This window comes from Paenibacillus turpanensis (assembly GCF_011421635.1).
GTDB classification, from domain to species: Bacteria; Bacillota; Bacilli; order Paenibacillales; family YIM-B00363; genus Paenibacillus_AK; species Paenibacillus_AK turpanensis.
This window is the reverse complement of record NZ_WTLI01000004.1, coordinates 87,891-107,811: the sequence shown is the minus strand read 5'-3', so window position 1 is coordinate 107,811 and position 19,921 is coordinate 87,891. Positions and strand designations below refer to the sequence as shown.

The following is a 19,921-nucleotide window of genomic DNA, read 5'->3' as shown; positions in this document are numbered from 1 at the left end:
TTTGCAGATTTCCCCTCCGAATGCAGGAAGTGGGGAGCGGGGCAACGAAACAATAGGACGGAAATTCGACAAAAGGGGAGAAAAATGTGAATTCGATAGTCCGAAAGCTGGGAATGCGTCTCGTCGCACTGTCTATGGCCGTATGTCTTGCGTCCACATGGGGAGCACCTGCGGCCCAAGCAGCAAATGAAAAAGTAACCGTACTGATTTACATGAACGGCTCCGATCTGGAAAGTGAGGACGGCGCAGGCGCGGCCAGCAAGGATCTTGAGGAAATGATGGCTATCGGCTCAACGGATAACGTGAAGGTTGTAGTTGAAACGGGTGGTACGCTTCAGTGGAACAACCCGAATATCAGCGGGGAGGAAAACCAGCGCTGGCTCGTTGAAAAAGACGGTATTCAGCTGCTGTCCGAAGGTCTCGGCGCACGAAATATCGGTGAACCGGCGACACTTCTGGATTTCGTCACTTGGGGTGTAAAGGAATATCCAGCGGATAGATACGTTCTGCTGTTTTGGGATCATGGCGCGGGATCGGTAAACGGATTTGGCGCGGATGAGCTCCATAACGGCGATTCCCTGCTGCTGCCGGAAATTCAGCAGGCGATGTCCGGCGCTGTCAAAGAGACCGGCGTTTCCTTTGAGCTGGTCGGCTTTGACGCTTGTTTAATGGCGACGGTTGAAACGGCGAGTTTGTTTGCGCCTTATTCGAAGTACTTCATTGCGTCCGAGGAGCTAGAACCGGGGCATGGCTGGAACTACACGCCATTCTTGGACTATCTCACGAAAAATACGAATGCAAGCGGCGCTGAGCTGGGCCAAGTCATTACCGATGGCTACCGTGCGCAGGCGGAGGCAGAGGGTACAGCGAGTGAAATTACGCTTTCCGTTATCGATTTGACCCAGATTGATGAAGTGGAAGCGGCACTCGGAAGCCTTGTGGAGAAGGCTGCGCTCGATTTAGGCCAGCCGGAGCGCATTCAAGCGATCGCGAAAGCCCGCAGTCGTTCCGAGGATTACGGAAGCAGCGGCGCGCATGGCGGAAATACCGATATGGTCGATTTAGCAGACCTTACCGGACAAATTTCCTCCCTGTACCCGGCTGAGGCGAAGAAGCTGCTGAAGAGCATTGAGGATGCCGTTGTGTACAGCATTAACAGCACGACCAAACCGAAGGCGGCAGGATTATCGGTTTACTTCCCTTATAAGGATAAAGAAAACTTCCAAAGCAATCTGGAAACCTATCGCACGCTTTCATTTTCAAAAGCATATCTGGATTTCGTGGAATCGTATGTAGAAGTGATCGACAGCGATGCAGAGCCTGTACAATTCACCAATGCGGCCCCGGAAGCGGCGGCATCGGAGGAAAGCTCAGGTGGAGCGATGCTTTATCAAGTAGCCCTGGATAAAACGGACATTGCGGAAATTGCGGAAGCTTACTCCGTTCTTACTACCTATGCCGATGAGAATACGCTTGTTACACTAGGCATGGACGACTCTGTAACCATTGATGAGGAAACGGGCATTTTAGAGGACGAGTTTACTGGGGAATGGGTTACATTGGACGGGAATTTAGTCTCCATGTTCGTGAATGGACACGGCGATGACTTTACGGAATATGCGATCCCGGCCAAGCTGAACGGTGAGGAGGTCGATATTCTCGTTACTCTAAATTACGAGACTGGCGAGAGCCGGATCATCGGCGCATGGCGCGGAATCGATGAACTATCGGGAATGGCCGACAAGAACATTTTGAAAATCAAAGCGGGAGACCGCGTGACGCCGATGTTTTACACGTACAATGAAGCCTCCGGTGAGGATGGCTTCCTGGAAGGTGAAACATTTACGGTGGGGCAGGAGCTGGCGCTCGAGGGCACGGTACTGCCGGAAGGTCAATATCAGTACGGCTTTTATTTGATTGATTTTGCTCAGAACGAATCGTATTCCGATTTTGTAGAAATCGATTGGACAGGCGAAACGGCGGGAGCAGGCGACGCTGCAGAAGAGCCGGTGGACCCGAATGCAGTGCATGTGGAAATCAACGGAGAGCTGCAGGAATATGTTCAGCCGCCGGTCATTATTAACGATAAGACGATGGTTCCGCTGCGTGCGATCTTCGAAGCGCTAGGCGCGACGGTAGAGTGGGAAGCGGCGACGCAAACGGCGACGGCGGAAAAAGACGGCACTGTTGTTGTGCTGCAGATCGGCAACCCAGTCGCAGCGGTTGACGGTGAGGCGGTAACGCTTCAGCAGGCGGCTGAGCTTGTGAATGGGCATACGATGGTGCCTGCCCGCTTTGTCAGCGAGGCGTTAGGCGCAGAGGTGAAGTGGGACGGAACTACGCGTACGGTGATCATCACCTACGAATAATTGGACGAGTGAAGCGGATAACACGAGCTGATTGATGTCCCGATTACTACATGATGCCAAGATCAGTATTATTCAGAAACAGCAGCTTTATTTCGGTTTCTACCGGGGTAAAGCTGTTGTTTTGTTGTATAAGATGCATTTAGAATACTGAGCTGGTTCATTATTCGCACTTTGAATACTATTGATCAAACTATTTTTAATGTTAGAAAAAAATAATTATTAAAAAATAGGTCATTTCGACTAGGCAAAAAGTGGTGGCGCGAGTATACTAATCCATAGATTTTGTCGAATTCCGACTGATTCAAAACTCCAAAGGGGGAAACACCACTTTTTTAAAGCGATTTGTACGGATCATGCAGATGATATCACAGCAGAAGGTTAAGACGAACTAGAGGTGGACAAAGCGATGAGAAAGTGGTTGAACGTTAGAAATAGCTTGTTCGTAAGGATTTTGGCAGTATCGCTAGGTTGTATGATCGTGCCGATGCTGATCAGCTTGTTTTATACCAGTCAGCAAACGACCCAATTCGTAGAGCGGGAAGCGAGTCATTCCTTAACGCAAATTGCAGCGGAAAAACGGGCGCAGCTCGAGGCCGTGCTGCAATCTAAAATGACGCTCGCGGATTCGATTGCCGATGAGCCGTATACTATTGATTTTTTCCAGCAAGCAGAAAAGACCGGGAAACTTGATAAAACGAAGCTTGCCCGCATTCAAGAAAACCTGACGACAAAAGTGAAGAACGCAAACGGCTTGTATGAAAACATCTTTTTTACTCATGAGGATAAAGTGCTGGTCGATGGAATCGGCGGGCAGTCCGTTGGACATGCGTTCGACGATGTAACGGAGGCATGGTATAAATCAGCCTTGAGTAACCCAGGAACCTTTAACGGTGGTCTGATGACGTCTCCGATTACCGGGAGACCGGTTATTGTCGTTGGGGATACCGTTATGAACCCGGCAACCCATACTCCATTATCGGTGTTTGCGCTGCCGATTGACCTAATCAAGCTGACGGAGCCCGTGATCAAGGGCAATACGGAGGATCAGATCACCACGATGATCTTGAACGAGTCCGGGCTTGTTGTTGTGTCGGCAAACCAAGACCAGGTGCTGAAGTTTGATTTCAGCAAGGAAGCGTCGACGCAGGAATTGTTTCAGAAAATGCAGTCCGAGGCTTCAGGCTACAGCTATGTTGACGTAAATGGGACGTCGCTTGTCGGCGCTTTTGTGAAGGATGAAAAGCTGAAGATGTACGTTGTTTCTTTCCTTCCGCTGGAAGGCTTTACGAAGCAAATCGAGGAACTGGAAAAGGGAATGCTTCTGTTCACGGTGCTGTGTATTGTGATTGCAGCGGCGGCTGTCTTTTTTGTCGTTCGAACGATCGTGAGACCGATTCGAGTTGCTTCGAGCTATCTTCAAACGATCGCGACAGGCAATTTTTCCGGAGAGATCGAAGGGAAATATCGCCGTTCCAAGGATGAAACCGGGATACTTATCGATTCGATTCACACCATGCAGCAGTCGATCAAGGAGATCGTCGGAACCGTGGTTACCGAATCCGATAAGCTGGAGCAATCGGTTGCAGGGGCAAGCAGCCATATTACGGATCTGAACGGAGAAATCGGTACCGTAACGACAACGACGAAGGATATGTCGCTGGCTATGGATCAGACAGCGGCAGCAACCAAAGAGATCAACCTGTCGGCGCAGGAATTTGAACGCGCAATTGAATCGATGGCCGAGCATGCTCAAGAAGGTGCGGAGGCGTCAGGCGAAATCAGCAAACGCGCGCAGCAGCTCAAGGAAAGCGCGGTTGCTTCTCAGCAGGCAGCGCATGATATACGCGAACGCGTTGATTCGGGGCTGCGGTCGGCGATCGAGCAGTCGAAATCGGTGGAGCAGATCCACAGCTTGACCGATTCGATCCTGCAAATTACGGCGCAGACGAATCTGCTTGCGCTGAACGCTTCAATTGAAGCGGCGAGAGCCGGGGAAGCCGGCAAAGGCTTTGCTGTTGTGGCGCAGGAGATCCGCAAGCTGGCGGAAAGCTCGAAAACCGCGGTGGAGCAAATCCAAGGCGTAACCGGAAACGTGGTCGCGTCGGTAGAAAATTTAATGATGTACTCCAATCAAGTGCTCGAATTTATCGACACTACCGTCATTCGAGATTATGGCTCGATGGTGGAGACTGGGGAGTATTATTTTAAGGATGCCGAATATGTCGAGAGGCTGGTTACGGAGTTCAGTGCAACGACCCAGCAGCTGAGCGCCGCTGTGCAAAACCTTTCGAAGGCGATCAGTGAGATTTCCGCTTCGAACGATGAATCGGCTCAAAGCACCGAGCATATCGCTGAAAGAGCGCAGGCCGTGCTGCAAAAATCGAGCGAGGTGGAAAAGGTGGCCGCCGAGACGAAGGAGAGCTCGACTCGCTTGAAGGACGCCGTTGCTAAATTCAAGGTGTAATTAATGAAGAGGACCTGTCCACATGCTTTTGGACAGGTTCTTTTTTGTTATACGGAAGCTGACCTGCCTGTAAAATAGCAACGAAATGATAATGTACACGTGAACATTTTGCCGGGGCTTCGTGATATGATAACGGTATCATTTAGGAAATCATCCTCAAAGGAGCTGGTTACTGTGTCCGAACGCACCTATACTAACCCGATTTTACCGGGATTTCATCCTGATCCATCGATTGTACGGGTTGGGGAAGACTACTATATGGTCAACTCGACGTTTCAATTTTTCCCCGCGATTGTCATTTCGCATTCCCGTGATTTAGTGCATTGGGAATATATCGGTCATGGCATTGAACGAAGCGAGGATATTCCGCTGCGGGATTTGCCGGACTCCTTCGGCATCTGGGCGCCGGATATTTCCTATGTAGACGGAACGTTTTATATTTTTGCGACGCTGCGTCTGCACGGCTCGGGCCGGGTGAACATTATGGTGCAGTCGGAGCGGCCTGAGGGGCCGTATTCCAAGCCGGTCGTCCTGAACGAGCTTGGACTGGATCCGTCGCATTTTGTGGATGACGACGGTACCCGGTACATGGTGTATGGCGGCGGAGGCGCATGGATCCAGAAGCTTTCTCCGGATAGCAAGGAATCCGTCGGCGAGCCGATAAAGCTGTGGGAAGGAACGGGACGTGCTTCGCCGGAAGGGCCGCATATTTTGAAAAAGGACGGCTATTACTATATCATCCTGGCGGAAGGCGGAACGGAGTACGGTCATTGCATCACCGTTGCCCGGTCGCGGGAGCTGTTCGGATCGTATGAGCCGTGCCCGTTTAATCCGGTACATACGCAGCGCGATCCAAACGCACCGATCCAGCGCGCGGGACATGGCAAGCTGGTGCAGACGCAGCATGGCGAATGGTGGATCGTGCACTTGGGCGGACGTCCGGTGGGCGGGCCGTTCTGTACACTGGGCCGGGAAACGTATTTGGAGCCGGTGCAGTGGACAGCGGACGGGTGGTTCCAGGTTAATGAAGGCCGGGGCCCGAGCGTGGTGCAGCAGGCGCCGCGTCTGGAGGAAACGCCGTATTCGATTCCGGACGTTGACGATTTTGACGGGGCGAAGCTGCCGCTGCATTGGAATTTTGCCCGCAATCCGTACGAGGACAATTGGTCGCTTCGCGAGCGTCCGGGACATGTGCGGATATGGACGGCGGATGCGGAGCTGCAGATGATCGAAGCGCAGAATGTGATCGTGCGCCGGGAAATGCATCACTGCTACACGGCTTCTCTCAAGCTGGAGTTCCATCCGGAGCAGCCGAGCGAACAGGCCGGGCTCGTCTGCTACTACGATTCCCGCTGCTTCATCAGCTTAGTGTTAACGTATAAGGATGGCTTGAAGGTGCGCTTAACCGAAAATCGGGCGAGAACCATCCGTGTGCTGCAAGAGTCCGATGTGGATGCGGCGCCGGGACCGATCTATTTGAAGGTTCAGGTGGACGGACAGCGGCGAAGCTTTGCATTTAGCATCGATAATGCGAATTGGCAGGAAGCAGGAGTCGTGGAGGACGCGACGTTTTTAAGCGATGAAGGAACACAGGAGAAAAAAGCGTTCACCGGCACGATGGTCGGGTTCTTTGCCAATAACGGCGGCTCCGGCCGGAGGATTGCCGCGGACGTGGATTGGTTCCGTTACGAGGCCGAGTAGGGCTGAGCAGGGGAAGTAAAATGGATGGAGCTTGAGCTGTGTGAGCTTGGGTTTATCTTTCTGAGCCGTGCGGGTTCGTCCAGATATCCAGAACAGGTATAGACTAACGCTAAAGACCTTCAGGAGGAAAGGTGGGAATTCCTTGGAGTACCGTACATTAGGAAAAACCGGGATGAAGGTGTCGCGGCTTTGCTTCGGGACGATGTCATTTGGCGGCAATGCCGATGAGGCGGCGTCCCTAGCCATATTCCACCGCTGCCGAGAAGCGGGTATTAATTTTTTTGACAGTGCCAATGTGTATAATGGCGGCCGTTCTGAAGAGATTTTAGGAAAGTGTATCGCGGATTGCCGGGATGAGCTGATTTTGACCACGAAGGTGTTTGGAGCAGTGGGCGGGAAAGGTGTCAATGACCGCGGTTTATCGCGCAGACATATCATGCTGGCGGTAGAGGATAGTTTGCGCCGGCTGAAAACGGACCGGATCGAGCTTTATTTTGTGCACCAGTTCGATCCGGAGACGCCGATCGAGGAAACGCTTCGTGCCATGGATGATTTGCAGCGGCAGGGCAAGATTTTGTATCCGGCGGTAAGCAACTGGGCCGCTTGGCAAATTGCCAAGGCGTTAGGAATTTCGGCGAAGGAGAGCCTTGCGCGCTTTGAGTGCATCCAGCCGATGTACAACCTAGTGAAGCGGCAGGCTGAGGTTGAAATTTTGCCGCTGGCCCAGTCGGAGCAGGTCGGCGTAATTACGTACAGTCCGCTTGGCGGCGGATTATTGACCGGGAAATACTCCAGCGGCGCAGCGCCGCAGCAGGGCAGGCTCGTAGAGCAGGAGATGTACCGCAAGCGGTACGGGCAGGCAAGCTACCATGCGACAGCCGAGCGCTTTGCCGCTTATGCGCGGCAGGAAGGAATCGACCCCGCCTCCTTGGCGGTGGCGTGGGTTATGGCGCATCCCGGCGTAACGGCGCCTATTATTGGCGCTCGCAGCGTGGAGCAGCTGGAGCCGTCGCTGGCCGCGCTTGAGGTGGCAATGGACGCCGAGCGATATGCGGCCATTGCTGCGCTGTCCGACGCCCCGCCTCCGGCTACGGACCGGTCGGAGGAAGCAGCAGGATCGTAAAAGGTTGATCAGGCGTTTACCCGAGGCAGCGCCGCTGAGGGTGCATTACGGCAGAGGATATTGCATAACGGGTGCCGAACATCGTCGGTGAGGATGTTGTTCCCCTTTTCCTTATTTTCCGAAAATAATTTTGATAAATGCGGGAAGGGCAATAAACTGCATATAGCGCAGCTTATCTTCATGCAGGGGTACGCGCAGCTTCAGCAAATCATCGCTCATGGTAAATGAATCCCGATTTCGCGAAGGAGTTCCGGCGTTAATAAATGTCATCAGATTGTTCTGCTCCGCATCGTTGATGACAAATTCAGAGCCGATGAGATCCTTGCTCTTGGTGGTTCCGATGAGCGTATCCTGAGTATCGAACACGGATATTTCAGCTTTGATCATTCCTTGTTTATAGGTAGCAATCGTCTCGCCGCTTGGCAGCTTGACTACGATTGGAGAATTGAGGCCCGCCTTTTGTGTAAACAACAGGCGGACCTCGCCCTGCCTATCAAGGATGGCAAAGGACCGTTTTAAGAAGGACCTCAGATCGAATAGATCGCTGAGCACATGAAGAGGATGCGTCGTTTCCTTTAGCTCAAGAAGCTTTTCGCCGTTTACGGAGAAGTAATGGATGGACGGAACCATCCCGGCCGCCTTTTTCAGCATGACTTCATGCTCTTGGATATAGAAAGGCTCCCCCTCCAAAAGCGGGCTTGTCTCGCTGCGTGCCATAGGTTTCGCCGCTTTACGCTTATATACAAGACCGACACTGATTAATGTGAGCCCGAAAATCGTAAATTCCCCTGTTGTGAGCAGCAGGTCGGTTGTTTTCTCCATCCAGTTAAATACCCAGCCAAGCAGACCGAACAGAATGGCCAATGTTAAGACAATAACCCCAACCCAGAAGCATCGTATGGAATTGCGCTCATGAAGCTGCTGCCAATCCGATTTAGGCGGTTCCGGCTGTTTCCCATCAGTGGCGCTCGATTTATTCATCTTCTCTTTTGTTCCCATATTCCCATCCCTTTCAAGATACTGTGCACCAATCAATCACTTCCCAAATAAACCCAAAACAGGATTTCATGTTCCTCAATCCATAATTACGTAGAAGGACGATTATCGTTGCGAATGGAGGCAAGTTTGCCGGAAAACACCCATATCCTATTATAAAGTCCGCATAGGGTTGGAGGTTTGCGATGAAGATTCGATTTCGTCAAGGGGACACATTATGGTTGTACAGCCGCTGGTTTGACATCCCGCTGCAGCTCATTATCGATTCGAACCCGATCCTCGATCCAGCATTGATTTCACCCGGCGAGCAGGTTGAGATTCCGGGGTTTATAGATGTTGCTTATCGTGTTGCACCAGGCGATACCTTATGGCAGATTGCCGCGTCAAAAGGTACCTCGGTGGATTTGCTGATGCTGCTCAATCCCGGAGTTACTCCGCAGACGCTTACAATCGGTCAAGTGCTCCGAGTGCCGGTACGCGTGACGGCGCCGATCGTGCAGGGCGCAAGAGCGTATGATTATGCGGCGATGGTAGCTGATCTGAACCGCTTAGTGGAAATTTATCCATTTCTGCGTCGGCGTTCGATCGGCTCCTCGGTGATGGGAAAGCGTATCCCGGAGGTTCGAATCGGCAGAGGGAGCAAAAAGATTCATGTAAACGGCTCGTTTCATGCTCATGAGTGGATTACGACGCCGGTGCTGATGCGATTTCTAAACGAGTACGTGCTTGCGCTTACGAATCAGGGGGCGATTCGCGGACTCGCTATGGAGCCGTTATATCAAGGGACGGAGCTTTCGCTGGTGCCGATGGTGAACCCGGACGGCGTGAATTTAGTTGTGAATGGACTTCCTGAGGAACAGCCGTATCGTAATCTGGTGCTGTCGATCAACGGCGGCCGGACGAATTTCAGCGGGTGGAAAGCGAACATTCGCGGCATCGATCTCAACGACCAATTCCCCGCATTGTGGGAGCTGGAAGCTGCCCAGCGCACGAATCAGCCGGCACCGCGGGATTACCCGGGTACTGCGCCGTTGACCGAGCCGGAAGCCGAAGCAATGGCGGCTCTTACTCGAGCGGGCGGCTTCGAGCGGGTGCTTGCCTTCCATACGCAGGGGAAGGTGATTTACTGGGGCTTTGAAGGCTTGCAGCCGCCGGAAGCAGAGATTATCGTAAACGAGTTTGCCAGAGTGAGCGGCTATATCCCGGTAGAGGGAGCAGGCAGCTATGCGGGCTATAAGGATTGGTTTATTCAGGATTTCCGCAGACCGGGGTATACGGTGGAGCTGGGGCGGGGAGTGAATCCGCTGCCTATAACGCAGTTTGAGGAGATCTATCAGGAAAGCCTTGGGATATTGCTGGCTTCGTTGTATATGTAAATTGGATCTAGCAGAAAACGAGCCACCTAAGCAAAATACCCAGTCTTCCTAAGTAAAACACTCTCCTCCTAAGCAGAATACCATCTTCCTAAGCAAGAGGCCCTAGTAATACAAATGATTTGTATTGTTTTCTCGATGCATCCATCTGGAAGTCGAACCAAACACAATTATTTGTATTATTTTCGGTATAACGCAAGGGATATGAGCAAATCGTCCAAACTTATACAAATCATTTGTATTGTCCCTTGTTGTTTGTCGCTAAAAATGGCGCCACCGGACGATTAATCACAATGATTTGTATTATTGATGGTGGCATTGGTTGTTTACTAGGCGGGCTGAGTGGGCTGCGGGTACTGCAGCGGTGAAATTGCGATATGAACAAAATAATCGTTATTTTATTCATAGAAAAGGACCGCCATTTGAGGCGGTCCTTCCTTTATACGACAGTATAGCTGTGCGGACGAAGCCGCTAGTCATAGTTCCGGACGCAATCGACTTATCGAGCCAGCCAGCCGCCGTCAACCGCGATGGTGTAACCGTTGATGTAGCTCGATGCTTCGGAGGCCAGGAATACGACCGGGCCAGCCAAGTCACGCGGCTCTCCCCAGCGGTCCGCCGGAATGCGGTCGAGAATAGCCTGGCTGCGGTTTTCATCTGCGCGAATCGGAGCGGTATTATTCGTTGCCATATAGCCTGGAGCGATCGCGTTGATGTTAATGTTAAACTTCGCCCATTCGTTCGCCATCAGGCGGGTGATTCCCATGACGCCGCTTTTACTTGCGGTATAGGAAGGGACACGGATGCCTCCTTGGAAGGAGAGCATGGAAGCGATGTTGATGATTTTTCCGCCGGTATTTTGCTTCATGTATTGTTTAGCCACCGCTTGGCAGAAGAAGAAGACGGTCTTAAGATTGATGTTCATGACGTCGTCCCAGTCTTTTTCCGAGAAATCAATCGCATCCATTCTTCGGATGATTCCCGCATTGTTCACGAGAACATCGATGGAGCCAAATACGTCAACCGCTTCTTGAACAAGGCCGGGAATCGGCTTAGTAGTCATTAAATCGGCCACGATCCCGTGAAACTTGCGGCCTGTAGCTTCAATGACCTGCTTCGTTTCCGGCATTTCCACGTAATCCACACCAACGATGTTGGCGCCGGCCTCCGCCAGCGAGAGGGCCATGCCTTGACCAAGCCCAGTGCTTGCTCCAGTTACAATTGCGGTTTTTCCATCTAATCGAAATGAGTCGAGAATCATCGTAAATTCCTCCATCCATATAGTGAGCAGGCCGGCCTTGTCTATCTGTGCCGGTATGCAGCTCTGTTTGTGAACTATCGTAACGGAAAACCGGACGAAACATTGTGACCGATTTCACAATACCGGTGAATTGTTTCACAAACAGGAGGGTTCACCGCCATCGGGTGGTGGTGAACAGTGCACGCTAGTACGCTTTCTCCAAAATCAGGCCTGCATAGAAAAGCTGCTCATCCAGAGTAGAGAAAACCCGTCATTTCCCCTAAAAATGAATTTAGCTCCATCGTAAAAATTTCAACCCCAAATCGGAGATTTGCCTCCTCAACTTCCCGTTTGCAATCGTTTACAGTTAAATCGTGAACAGAAAATCCAATGGGAAGGGGCAAATAAACAGATGCGGAAAATGAAACAATGGACGATCCTGATGCTCAGCTTTCTGCTAGTGTTCTCACTGGCAGCATGCACAAGCGGTGGGACGACAGAGGGCGGAGGCTCAACTCCAAGCGGAGGTGAAAAACCGAAGGAAGGCGGCGAACAGCCGAAAGCGGAAGGGAAAGTGGAGCTTTCGTTCTGGACACTCGGCAGCAACGGGTACGAGAAGCTGGTTGAGGAATGGAACAAGGCCAATCCGAATATCCAAGTCAAAATTCAAAATACCGGCGACCAAACCGCGCATCACAATAATTTGACGACAGCGCTGTCCGCAGGCTCCGGCGCACCTGACATTTTCATGCTGGAAATCGGTTTTATGGAGCGCTTCATCGGAGCTCAGGACAAATTCCAAAACCTTAACGATTTCGGGGCAAAGGATATCGCAAAGAACTACCTCGACTGGAAATGGAAGCAGGCTTCCTCCGTGGACGGCAAGTTCCAAATCGGCCTGCCGACGGACATTGGCCCGACAGTCGTATTTTACCGCACAGACCTGCTGGAGCAGGCGGGTCTTCCGACAGACCCGGAGGCGTTCGCCAAGGAAATCGATACATGGGATAAGTTTGCAGCGGTTGCAAAGCAGTTTAAAGAGAAAACCGGCAAGCCGTTTACGGATTTGAAGGATCTCGTATACAACGCTTTGCGCGATCAGTCGCAGGATCAAATTTACTTTAAGAAGGAAGATAACTCGTTCATCGGCGATCAAAATCCGCAGGTGAAGAAGGCTTACGATTACACGGTAAAAGGCATTCAGGAGGGCTGGATCGGCAATTGGGCGATTTGGTCCCCGGAGTGGGGTCAGGCCACGGATAAGGGTGAGTTTGCAGTCATGCTCGGCCCAGCATGGATGACATCGGTTATTAAGGGCAATGCCAAGGCATCGGCCGGCAAATGGCGCATCACACAGCTGCCGGAGGGCGCAGGCAACTGGGGCGGCTCGTTCCTGACGATTCCGAAGCAGGGCAAGCATCCGAAGGAAGCCTATCAGTTCATCAGTTGGATGGTGAGCAAGGAGAACCAGCTGAAGACGTTCCAAGCAAACGGTCTGATGCCTTCGATCCCTGAGCTGTACACCGACCCGGCGTTTACCGGATTCAAAGATGAGTTCTACGGCAATCAAGCGGTTGCGGTAGAGTTCGGTAAATCGGCAAACCGCGTTAAGCCGGTATACTATGGTCCGCTGCACGACCAAACGGACTCCTTCATCAAAGCCGGTTTGCAAAACGTTATGGAGAAGAAGACCGATCCTGCGCAGGAATGGGCGGACGCGATCGCCAAGGCGAAGAAGCTGGCGGAGCGTAGCTAAGGTTGCAGCCAATAGTTGAAATATGAAATGAGCCGGATTCGCGGGGAAGTCTGCGAGTCCGGTTACTTTACCGATATGGAGGTGCGCCATGCCGAATCCGGTTCCTTCCCATGCGCCCGCCAAGCCGGGGCGTCCTTGGCTAACGGAGCGAAAGCGAAGCAATCTTATGGCCTACATGTTTATTTCACCGTTTTTCGTCTTGTTCGGAATTTTCGGCGTGTACCCAATTTTTTTCACCATTTACCTGTCCTTTTATAAATGGGACGCGCTTGGCCCGATGACCTTCGTCGGCATGAAAAATTACGAGCTGATCACAACCGATCCGATCTTCTGGATTTCCTTTATGAACACGCTCATTATCGGCCTGCTCGGAACGGTGCCGCAGCTGTTGGCGGCGCTGGTCCTGGCCGTTGTCTTAAATTCGGCGCTGACGCGGTTCAAAAAGCTGTTCCGCATTCTCTATTTCCTGCCGAATATTACGTCGATCGTCGCCGTTACACTGCTCTTCAGCACGTTTTATGGCAATAACGGGATGGCCAACTGGATGCTGAACAGCTTAGGCTTCGACGCCGTCGCCTGGAATTCCGGCTGGTGGGGCGTGAAGCTGGCGATCGCCTCGATGGTCATGTGGCGCTGGACGGGCTACAACGCCATCATTTATTTATCCGGCCTGCAGAGCATCCCGACCGACCTGTACGAGGCGGCGCGCATCGATGGGGCGGGACGCTGGCAGCAGCTGATCTTCATTACGCTGCCGCTGCTGAAGCCGTTTATCATTTTTACCGTGCTGCTTTCCACGATCGGGAGCCTCCAGCTCTTCACGGAGCCTTACGTATTCCTTGGCCAGACAGGCACGGGCTCAACGCGTGAGGAAGGCATCACGATGGTGATTTACTTGTACAGCGAAGCGTTCCGCAACGGCTTCTTCGGTACGGCGGCGGCAACGGCGGTGCTGCTGTTCATCGTGACCATCTTGTTCTCGGCCGTTAATATGTGGGTCTCTAACAAGCTTAGCGGGGAAGGAGGGAAAGCATGAGCGCAGGTGCAGGTACGTCGGTTCAGGAAAAGCAGAGCTCGCTGAGCCGCGCTTTCTATTATGTCATTTTGATCGCAGGCGCGCTTCTCTCCGCCTTCCCGTTTTATTGGATGCTGGTAATCGCGACGAACGATCGCAGCGGGGTGTTCCATGTGCCGCCGCTGCTCACGGTGGGGGATCAATTTTTCGTTAACTTCAAGCGGGTGATGGAAAAGTCCGATTTTTTCCTCGCGCTCGGCAACTCCCTGTTTGTTTCGGTGGCGGTGACCGTATCGGTCATTTTCTTCTGTACGCTGGCAGGGTACGCCTTCGCCAAATACGATTTTCCGTATAAAAACGTGCTGTTCATTCTCGTCATCGGTACGCTGTTTGTACCGCAGCAGCTTAGTGTGCTTCCGACGTACGTCATTATGGCGAAGCTGCAGTGGATTGATACCTTTAAGGCGCTGATCGTGCCGGCGATGGTCAATGCCTTCGGCATTTTCTGGATGCGGCAATATATTTCGGCGGCGGTGCATTCCGAGCTGATCGAAGCGGGACGGATGGACGGCTGCGGGCATTTCCGCATTTTCTGGAACATCAATGTTCCGATCATTACGCCGGCGATGGCGACGCTTGGGATTTTGACGTTTATGAACACCTGGAATGACTTTTTTTGGCCTCTCGTCGTATTGAAGAACCGGGAGCATTTTACGATCCAAATCGCCCTTCAGCAGCTCTTTACGACCCGTGACGGTCTTGATTACGGCATGATCATGTCGGCAACCTTTACGGCTACGCTGCCGCTGCTGATCGTCTTCCTGCTGTTCAGCCGCTGGTTTATAGCGGGTCTTACTTCCGGTGCTGTAAAAAGTTAACAACGCAAACTCAAGCTGGGGTATAATGAGGGAAAGCGGTTTCAAGGGGTGGCGGGTCTGAAGCTTCGACGCAAAATTTTAACGGCAATCATCCTCCTCATTTTTATTCCCGTCATTGCGATGGGCTTGATCTCGTACTCGCATTTTTCCCATGCCATTGAAAAGAAATCAAGTACGTTTTATTGGATTTCGCTGCTGGAGACGGACCGGAAGCTGAACTTCGCCTTGAACGAAATTTCGGCCGTTTCCAATTCAGCGATTACCCAGCCGTCGCTGCAGCAGCTGCTCAAGCGCACGGAGGAGGAGCTTTCGTACGACCAAAAGCAGGAAATGAACAATCTTCTGATCAACCACTCGATGATTACCTCATTCAGCCTTTATTCAAACGACCGATTGATTTACGAATACAATGCGCCGATGACGGTGGAGGAGCTGCGGAGCCAGCCGTGGTACCACCGAATGAAGGCGGCGGAAGGGCGGCCGATCTGGTCGGGCCCGGGGGAGAACGGCTCTGCACAAGCCGGAAGGCCCCAATTGATTCATGCCCGTGTCATTAAGGATTATTACTCGCTGGAGAACATTGGCTCACTTGTCATTTCGGTGAAGCCCGATGTGCTGGATCAAGTGTTTTGGGAAGCGGCCACGCTGAAAAAAGGCGATATTTTGCTGGTCAATAAGGAAGGCTCGATTGTCTTTACGAAGTCCGGGCTGCATATTGGCGAGCGGGCGGAGTTTCCTTTTCTAAAATCAGATTACACGTCCGAAGAGGATTATTATATTGACCGGTATCGTGGAGAACGGTCGCTGATTACGTATTTGCCTTCGCATGACCCAGAATGGACGCTGGTCGCCATTACCCCACTGCAGCTGCTGCAGTCGGAGTCGGTGCCGCTGCGAAATATTGCGGTCGCTTTAGTCGCTTTTTCCCTCGTATCCGCGCTGCTGTTCGACCGTTTTTTTGTGGCACGGCTCGTGCGCACGATCATTAGTACGTTAAACGGGATGAGGAGGGTGGAGCGGAGGGTGTTTACCCCGATTTCGTCTTACGGCAAGTCCGGGGATGAAACGGATCTGCTCATCAGCGGCTTTAATCAAATGAGCAAGCAGATTAACGAGCTGCTGCATCAGGTCGAGACGGAGCAGGCGCGCAAGAAGGAAGCGGAGCTGCAGGCGCTGGTCGCGCAGATCAACCCGCATTTTATTTACAACTCGCTCGAATCCATCAATTCGATGGCGGTGCTGCAGGGCAATAAGGAAATCAGCCGCATGGTGGTCTCCTTGGGCAAGCTGCTGCGCATCAGCATTAGTGAGAATCAAGAGCTTATTCCGCTGCAAATGGAGTTTGAGCATGTTCGGCATTACTTGAACATTCAAAAATTCCGCTTTGAGGATAAATTCGAATACGAGCTGGAGCTGCCCGATTCGCTGAAGGGCTGCATGACACAAAAGCTGATCGTTCAGCCGATCGTGGAAAATGCGCTGTACCATGCCATCGAGCCGATGGAAGGCAAGGGATACATTCATGTCCGCGCGACGGATGCCGGGCATTCGATTTGGATCGATGTGACGGACAACGGTCCCGGCTTCGATAATGATACGCTATCGACGCTGTGGGAGGACACTCCGGGGGCCCCGAAAAAATACCGCAACAGCGGCGTCGGCTTAAAAAATGTGCATGAGCGTCTGCGGATCCGCTTCGGCGGCCATTTCGGCATTTTGGTCTGCTCTTCGCCGGGCAGCGGTTCGATCATTCGAATTCGCGTGCCGAAAATTACGCCGTACGACCCGGCTGTGGTGAAGGGGAGGCTGCGCGCATGAAGCGGTTTGCGAATTGGAGCTGGTTTGCGCTGTATGTCGTCGTGCTCGCGGCCACGGTGCTTATGAGTACGAGCGGAAAGACGGAGCCGATTGAAGAGGACTCGACGGAGAAAATGACGCTGACGTTCCGCCATTTCTGGACCAAGGAGCATGACCGGCCGATGCTGGCGATCTTCGAGGATGTCGTGCAGCAGTTTCAGCACACGCATCCGAATGTGAAGGTCAATTTCGAGGGCATGGATCAAACAATACACCGTGAGCAGCGGCTCAAAAGCGAAATGGTGACCGGCAACCCGCCCGACCTCTTCGTCTTATTCGGCGGGGCGGAAATTGAGCCGTATGTCCGCTCAAACCGGCTGATGGATTTGACTGGCTTTGTGGAGTCGGACCGGCTGCGTCACCCCTTTAACGATCTAAATTTGTGGACGTTTGACGGACGGGTATACGGTTTGCCGATCGAAGGGAATGCCGAGCCGTTATTTTATAATCAAGACATTTTCCATTCGCTGGGGCTGAAGCCGCCGGAAACACTGGCCGAGCTGACGAAAGCGATTCAGGTCCTAAGTGAAAACGGATATATACCGATGGCGCTAGGCAACGGCGACCGCTGGCCGGCGGGCATTTATGCGCATTATGTGATGGACCGGTTCGCAGGTCCGGCGCTGATCGATGAGCTGGCGAAGGGGGAGAGGGAGGTTTCCTTCTTCAACCTAGACTATATTCGCGCACTGAAGCAGCTGGACCAGTGGGCGGAGATGGGGGCGTTTCCGCCCGGAGCTAACAGCTTGTCTAGGGAAAAAGCGATCGAGCTGTTCACGCAGGGCCGGGCGGCCATGTATTTAAACGGCAATTGGGATATTACGCTGTTTCATAATCAACAGGCGCCGGCGGAGTTTGAGCGAAAGGTCGGGGTGCTGCCGTTCCCGGCGCTGGGAGCCGGCGGAAGCCGGTCGATGGCCGGAGGGTACACCTTCGGCATCGGGATGTCGGCACATCTTCCGGAGGCGAAGCGGGAGGCGGCCTTTGCCTTGATGGAGGCGCTGTACTCCGAGGAGGTGCAAACCCGCATCGTGTATGAAGGCCGCCGCCTTCCCGCCATGCGGGTGCCGTACGACCCGGACAAAACCGGGCCGATCTTCGCGCAGGTGCTGCGGCTGATGGAGAAGGGGGCACCGAACTTTGTGCCGTACGATAACATTTTGCCGCCGGAGGTGAAGCGGGCGTTCTTGAAGTCGGTCGAGGAGCTGATCGACCAGACGGTGACCCCGGAGGAGGCGCTCGAGCAGATGGAGAGCGCATCGGACAATTACTGGCAGCTGAGGCGAAGCTCGGCAGCCCAATAAGATGAAAGCAGGGAGCGTGGCGAGATGCGAAGGGAACCGTACAAAGTCATCCTAGTTGACGATGAACCGATTATTTTACGCAGCTTGAAGGCCGCGATTCCCTGGCAGGAGCTGAATCTCTCCATTTGCGGGGAGGCTCGAAACGGCGAGCAGGCGCTGCAGCTTGTGCTGGAGGAAGCGCCGCACATCGTCATCAGCGATATCCGTATGCCGGTTATCGACGGCATTTCGCTGATGAAAGAGGTGATGGCGCGGCACCCGAAGCTGGTGTTTATTTTCATCAGCGGGTATGGCGAGTTTGAGTATGCAAGAGAGGCGCTGCGGCAGGGCGCCTTCGATTATATGCTGAAGCCGATCGATCATGAGGAGCTGACCGACATGATTGAGCGGGCGGTGGCGAAGCTGGATGAGGAGCGGCATGCCCGTCTGGAAAACGAGCGGCTGCTGCACTCGGTGGAGACGCTGTCGATGCTGGCGCAGGAGCGGATGTTTGCGGAGCTGATCGAGGGCAACCCGCGGCCGCTTACGCGGCTGACGTGGCTCGAAAACAGCGAGCTGGAGAAGGACTATTTCATGGCGGTGGCGCAGCTCGATCAGTACAGCGCGATGAATCGGCAGTGGACGGCGGATGAGAAGCGGCTTTGGTTTTTTGCGGTGCGCAACATTCTGGAGGAATGGTCGGCGCAGAACGGCGGCCTGACGGTGTTTCCGTTTCACAGCGGGGAATGGATTTTGCTGTTCCCGGCAAAGGGTGTGGCGGAGAAGCGGCGCCTGGGTGAGGATATTGTGCATCATATTAAGACGTATACGAAGCTGTCGTGTTCGGTTGGTCTGTCATGTGACGGACGGGGCATGGAGCAGCTGAGCGACAGCTATCAAAGTGCGGCGCGTGCTCTGTATCAGCGGTTTCGCTTCGGCCGCGAAGGCGTTTATTTGGATGCGGAGCCGGATGGATCGGGCGGTGCGATCGAACGGAGCGTGGTGTCCGGGAAGCTTTCGGGCGGAGCCGAAGCGAGGGTTGAGACGGCAGGAGGGCAAGGCGGATCCGCTGAGTGGGACAGAGGCGGCAGCGGATCAAGGCAAGGAGAATCCGCCGAGGATAATCGGCAGCCCTCGATTCCGTACCCGAAGCAGTTGGAGGAGCAGATGCTGGATTGTATTCGGGCACTGTATATTCCGGGGCTGAGGCGGCGGTTCGATGAGTTGAAGGAAGAGTTGATCCGGCTGGAGGTTACTCGGGAAATCGCCGAGCGGCTCATCCTGGAACTGGTGGTGATATTGAACCGGCAAATGGAGCATGTACATTCATCCGTCCAGGGGACGGTGGAAAGCGTCATGCACCGCCTGCAGGATTCCGGTACGCTGGAGGAAATGATCGAGGTTGTAAAAAGCGAGATTGCAGGCTGGATGGAAAGCGCGAAGGAAGCCACCGCCAAAGAGGACTGCCGCTCGGTTGTCGATAAGGCCAAGAAATACATCGCCGCCCACTATCACAAAGACCTGGGGATCGATGAGGTTGCCGAGTCCGCCGGGCTGAGCACGAGCCATTTTTGCACCTTGTTTAAACAGGCTTCAGGGTATACGTTCTTGGAATATTTAACACAGTGCCGGATTGAAAAAGCAAAGTACATCCTTGCGAATACCGATGTGCGTGTGTATCAGGTGGCGCCGCTTGTCGGCTATCAGGACCCTCGTTATTTCACGCAGGTATTTAAAAAGCTAACCGGGCTGACACCGTCCGAGTATCGTGAATCCCAGACGGCGGTGTAGGGAAAGCCATTTTATGTTCGCCGATGCGGCATGGTTGCTCCTGACGTGGTACAATACGACAAAGGAAGAGCGGTG

At 53.1% G+C, this 19,921-nt stretch carries 13 protein-coding genes; 11 read left to right on the top strand and 2 right to left on the bottom strand.

Translation table 11 applies throughout. From position 1 onward, the window contains the following. The first annotated feature begins 86 nt into the window (after positions 1–86). The 4 genes from GQS10_RS05165 (at position 87) to GQS10_RS05150 (ending at position 7,657) form a co-directional block, all read left to right on the top strand. Positions 87–2,369, top strand: coding sequence for a clostripain-related cysteine peptidase (locus tag GQS10_RS05165; RefSeq protein ID WP_166239718.1), 2,283 nt, complete (start codon positions 87–89; stop codon positions 2,367–2,369). A 406-nt stretch (positions 2,370–2,775) separates the two neighbouring features. After that, positions 2,776–4,833: a methyl-accepting chemotaxis protein gene (locus GQS10_RS05160; RefSeq protein ID WP_166239716.1), complete on the top strand. Its 2,058-nt coding sequence runs from the start codon at positions 2,776–2,778 to the stop codon at positions 4,831–4,833. A 174-nt stretch (positions 4,834–5,007) separates the two neighbouring features. After that, the gene (locus GQS10_RS05155; protein WP_341805004.1) at positions 5,008–6,534 is read left to right on the top strand and encodes a glycoside hydrolase family 43 protein; all 1,527 of its coding nucleotides are present in this window, start codon (positions 5,008–5,010) and stop codon (positions 6,532–6,534) included. Between the two features lie 142 nt (positions 6,535–6,676). Continuing rightward, positions 6,677–7,657, top strand: coding sequence for an aldo/keto reductase (locus tag GQS10_RS05150; protein WP_166239712.1), 981 nt, complete (start codon positions 6,677–6,679; stop codon positions 7,655–7,657). 111 nt (positions 7,658–7,768) lie between these two features. On the opposite strand, the gene GQS10_RS05145 is transcribed toward GQS10_RS05150, so the two are convergent. Further along, positions 7,769–8,656 (bottom strand): hypothetical protein, encoded by an 888-nt coding sequence (locus GQS10_RS05145; protein ID WP_166239710.1) that lies wholly within the window; start codon positions 8,654–8,656, stop codon positions 7,769–7,771. Positions 8,657–8,838: 182 nt separating this feature from the next. On the opposite strand from GQS10_RS05145, the gene GQS10_RS05140 reads away from it, so the two are divergent. Next, on the top strand, positions 8,839–10,029 hold the full coding sequence (locus GQS10_RS05140) for a M14 family metallopeptidase (protein ID WP_166239708.1): 1,191 nt from the start codon (positions 8,839–8,841) through the stop codon (positions 10,027–10,029). A gap of 496 nt (positions 10,030–10,525) precedes the next feature. Here the strand turns inward: GQS10_RS05140 and kduD are convergent, their stop codons facing one another. Beyond that, positions 10,526–11,287 carry a 2-dehydro-3-deoxy-D-gluconate 5-dehydrogenase KduD gene (gene kduD, locus GQS10_RS05135; RefSeq protein WP_166239706.1) on the bottom strand — a complete coding sequence of 254 codons (762 nt, stop codon included), beginning with the start codon at positions 11,285–11,287 and terminating at the stop codon, positions 10,526–10,528. 391 nt (positions 11,288–11,678) lie between these two features. On the opposite strand from kduD, the gene GQS10_RS05130 reads away from it, so the two are divergent. The 6 genes from GQS10_RS05130 (at position 11,679) to GQS10_RS05105 (ending at position 19,846) form a co-directional block, all read left to right on the top strand. Beyond that, entirely contained in the window at positions 11,679–13,022 is a 1,344-nt protein-coding gene (locus tag GQS10_RS05130; protein WP_166239704.1) for an ABC transporter substrate-binding protein, read from the top strand. A gap of 88 nt (positions 13,023–13,110) precedes the next feature. Continuing rightward, the gene (locus GQS10_RS05125) at positions 13,111–14,058 is read left to right on the top strand and encodes a carbohydrate ABC transporter permease (protein ID WP_166239702.1); all 948 of its coding nucleotides are present in this window, start codon (positions 13,111–13,113) and stop codon (positions 14,056–14,058) included. Continuing rightward, on the top strand, positions 14,055–14,915 hold the full coding sequence (locus tag GQS10_RS05120) for a carbohydrate ABC transporter permease (RefSeq protein ID WP_166239700.1): 861 nt from the start codon (positions 14,055–14,057) through the stop codon (positions 14,913–14,915). The genes GQS10_RS05125 and GQS10_RS05120 overlap by 4 nt, the downstream gene beginning before the upstream one ends. A 57-nt stretch (positions 14,916–14,972) precedes the next feature. Further along, positions 14,973–16,733 (top strand): cache domain-containing sensor histidine kinase, encoded by a 1,761-nt coding sequence (locus GQS10_RS05115; RefSeq protein ID WP_166239968.1) that lies wholly within the window; start codon positions 14,973–14,975, stop codon positions 16,731–16,733. Further along, a complete protein-coding gene (locus tag GQS10_RS05110) occupies positions 16,730–18,076 on the top strand; it encodes an ABC transporter substrate-binding protein (protein WP_166239698.1) in 1,347 nt (448 codons plus the stop codon). The genes GQS10_RS05115 and GQS10_RS05110 overlap by 4 nt, the downstream gene beginning before the upstream one ends. Positions 18,077–18,100: 24 nt before the next feature. Beyond that, the gene (locus GQS10_RS05105; protein ID WP_166239696.1) at positions 18,101–19,846 is read left to right on the top strand and encodes a response regulator; all 1,746 of its coding nucleotides are present in this window, start codon (positions 18,101–18,103) and stop codon (positions 19,844–19,846) included. The last annotated feature ends 75 nt before the right edge of the window (positions 19,847–19,921 follow it).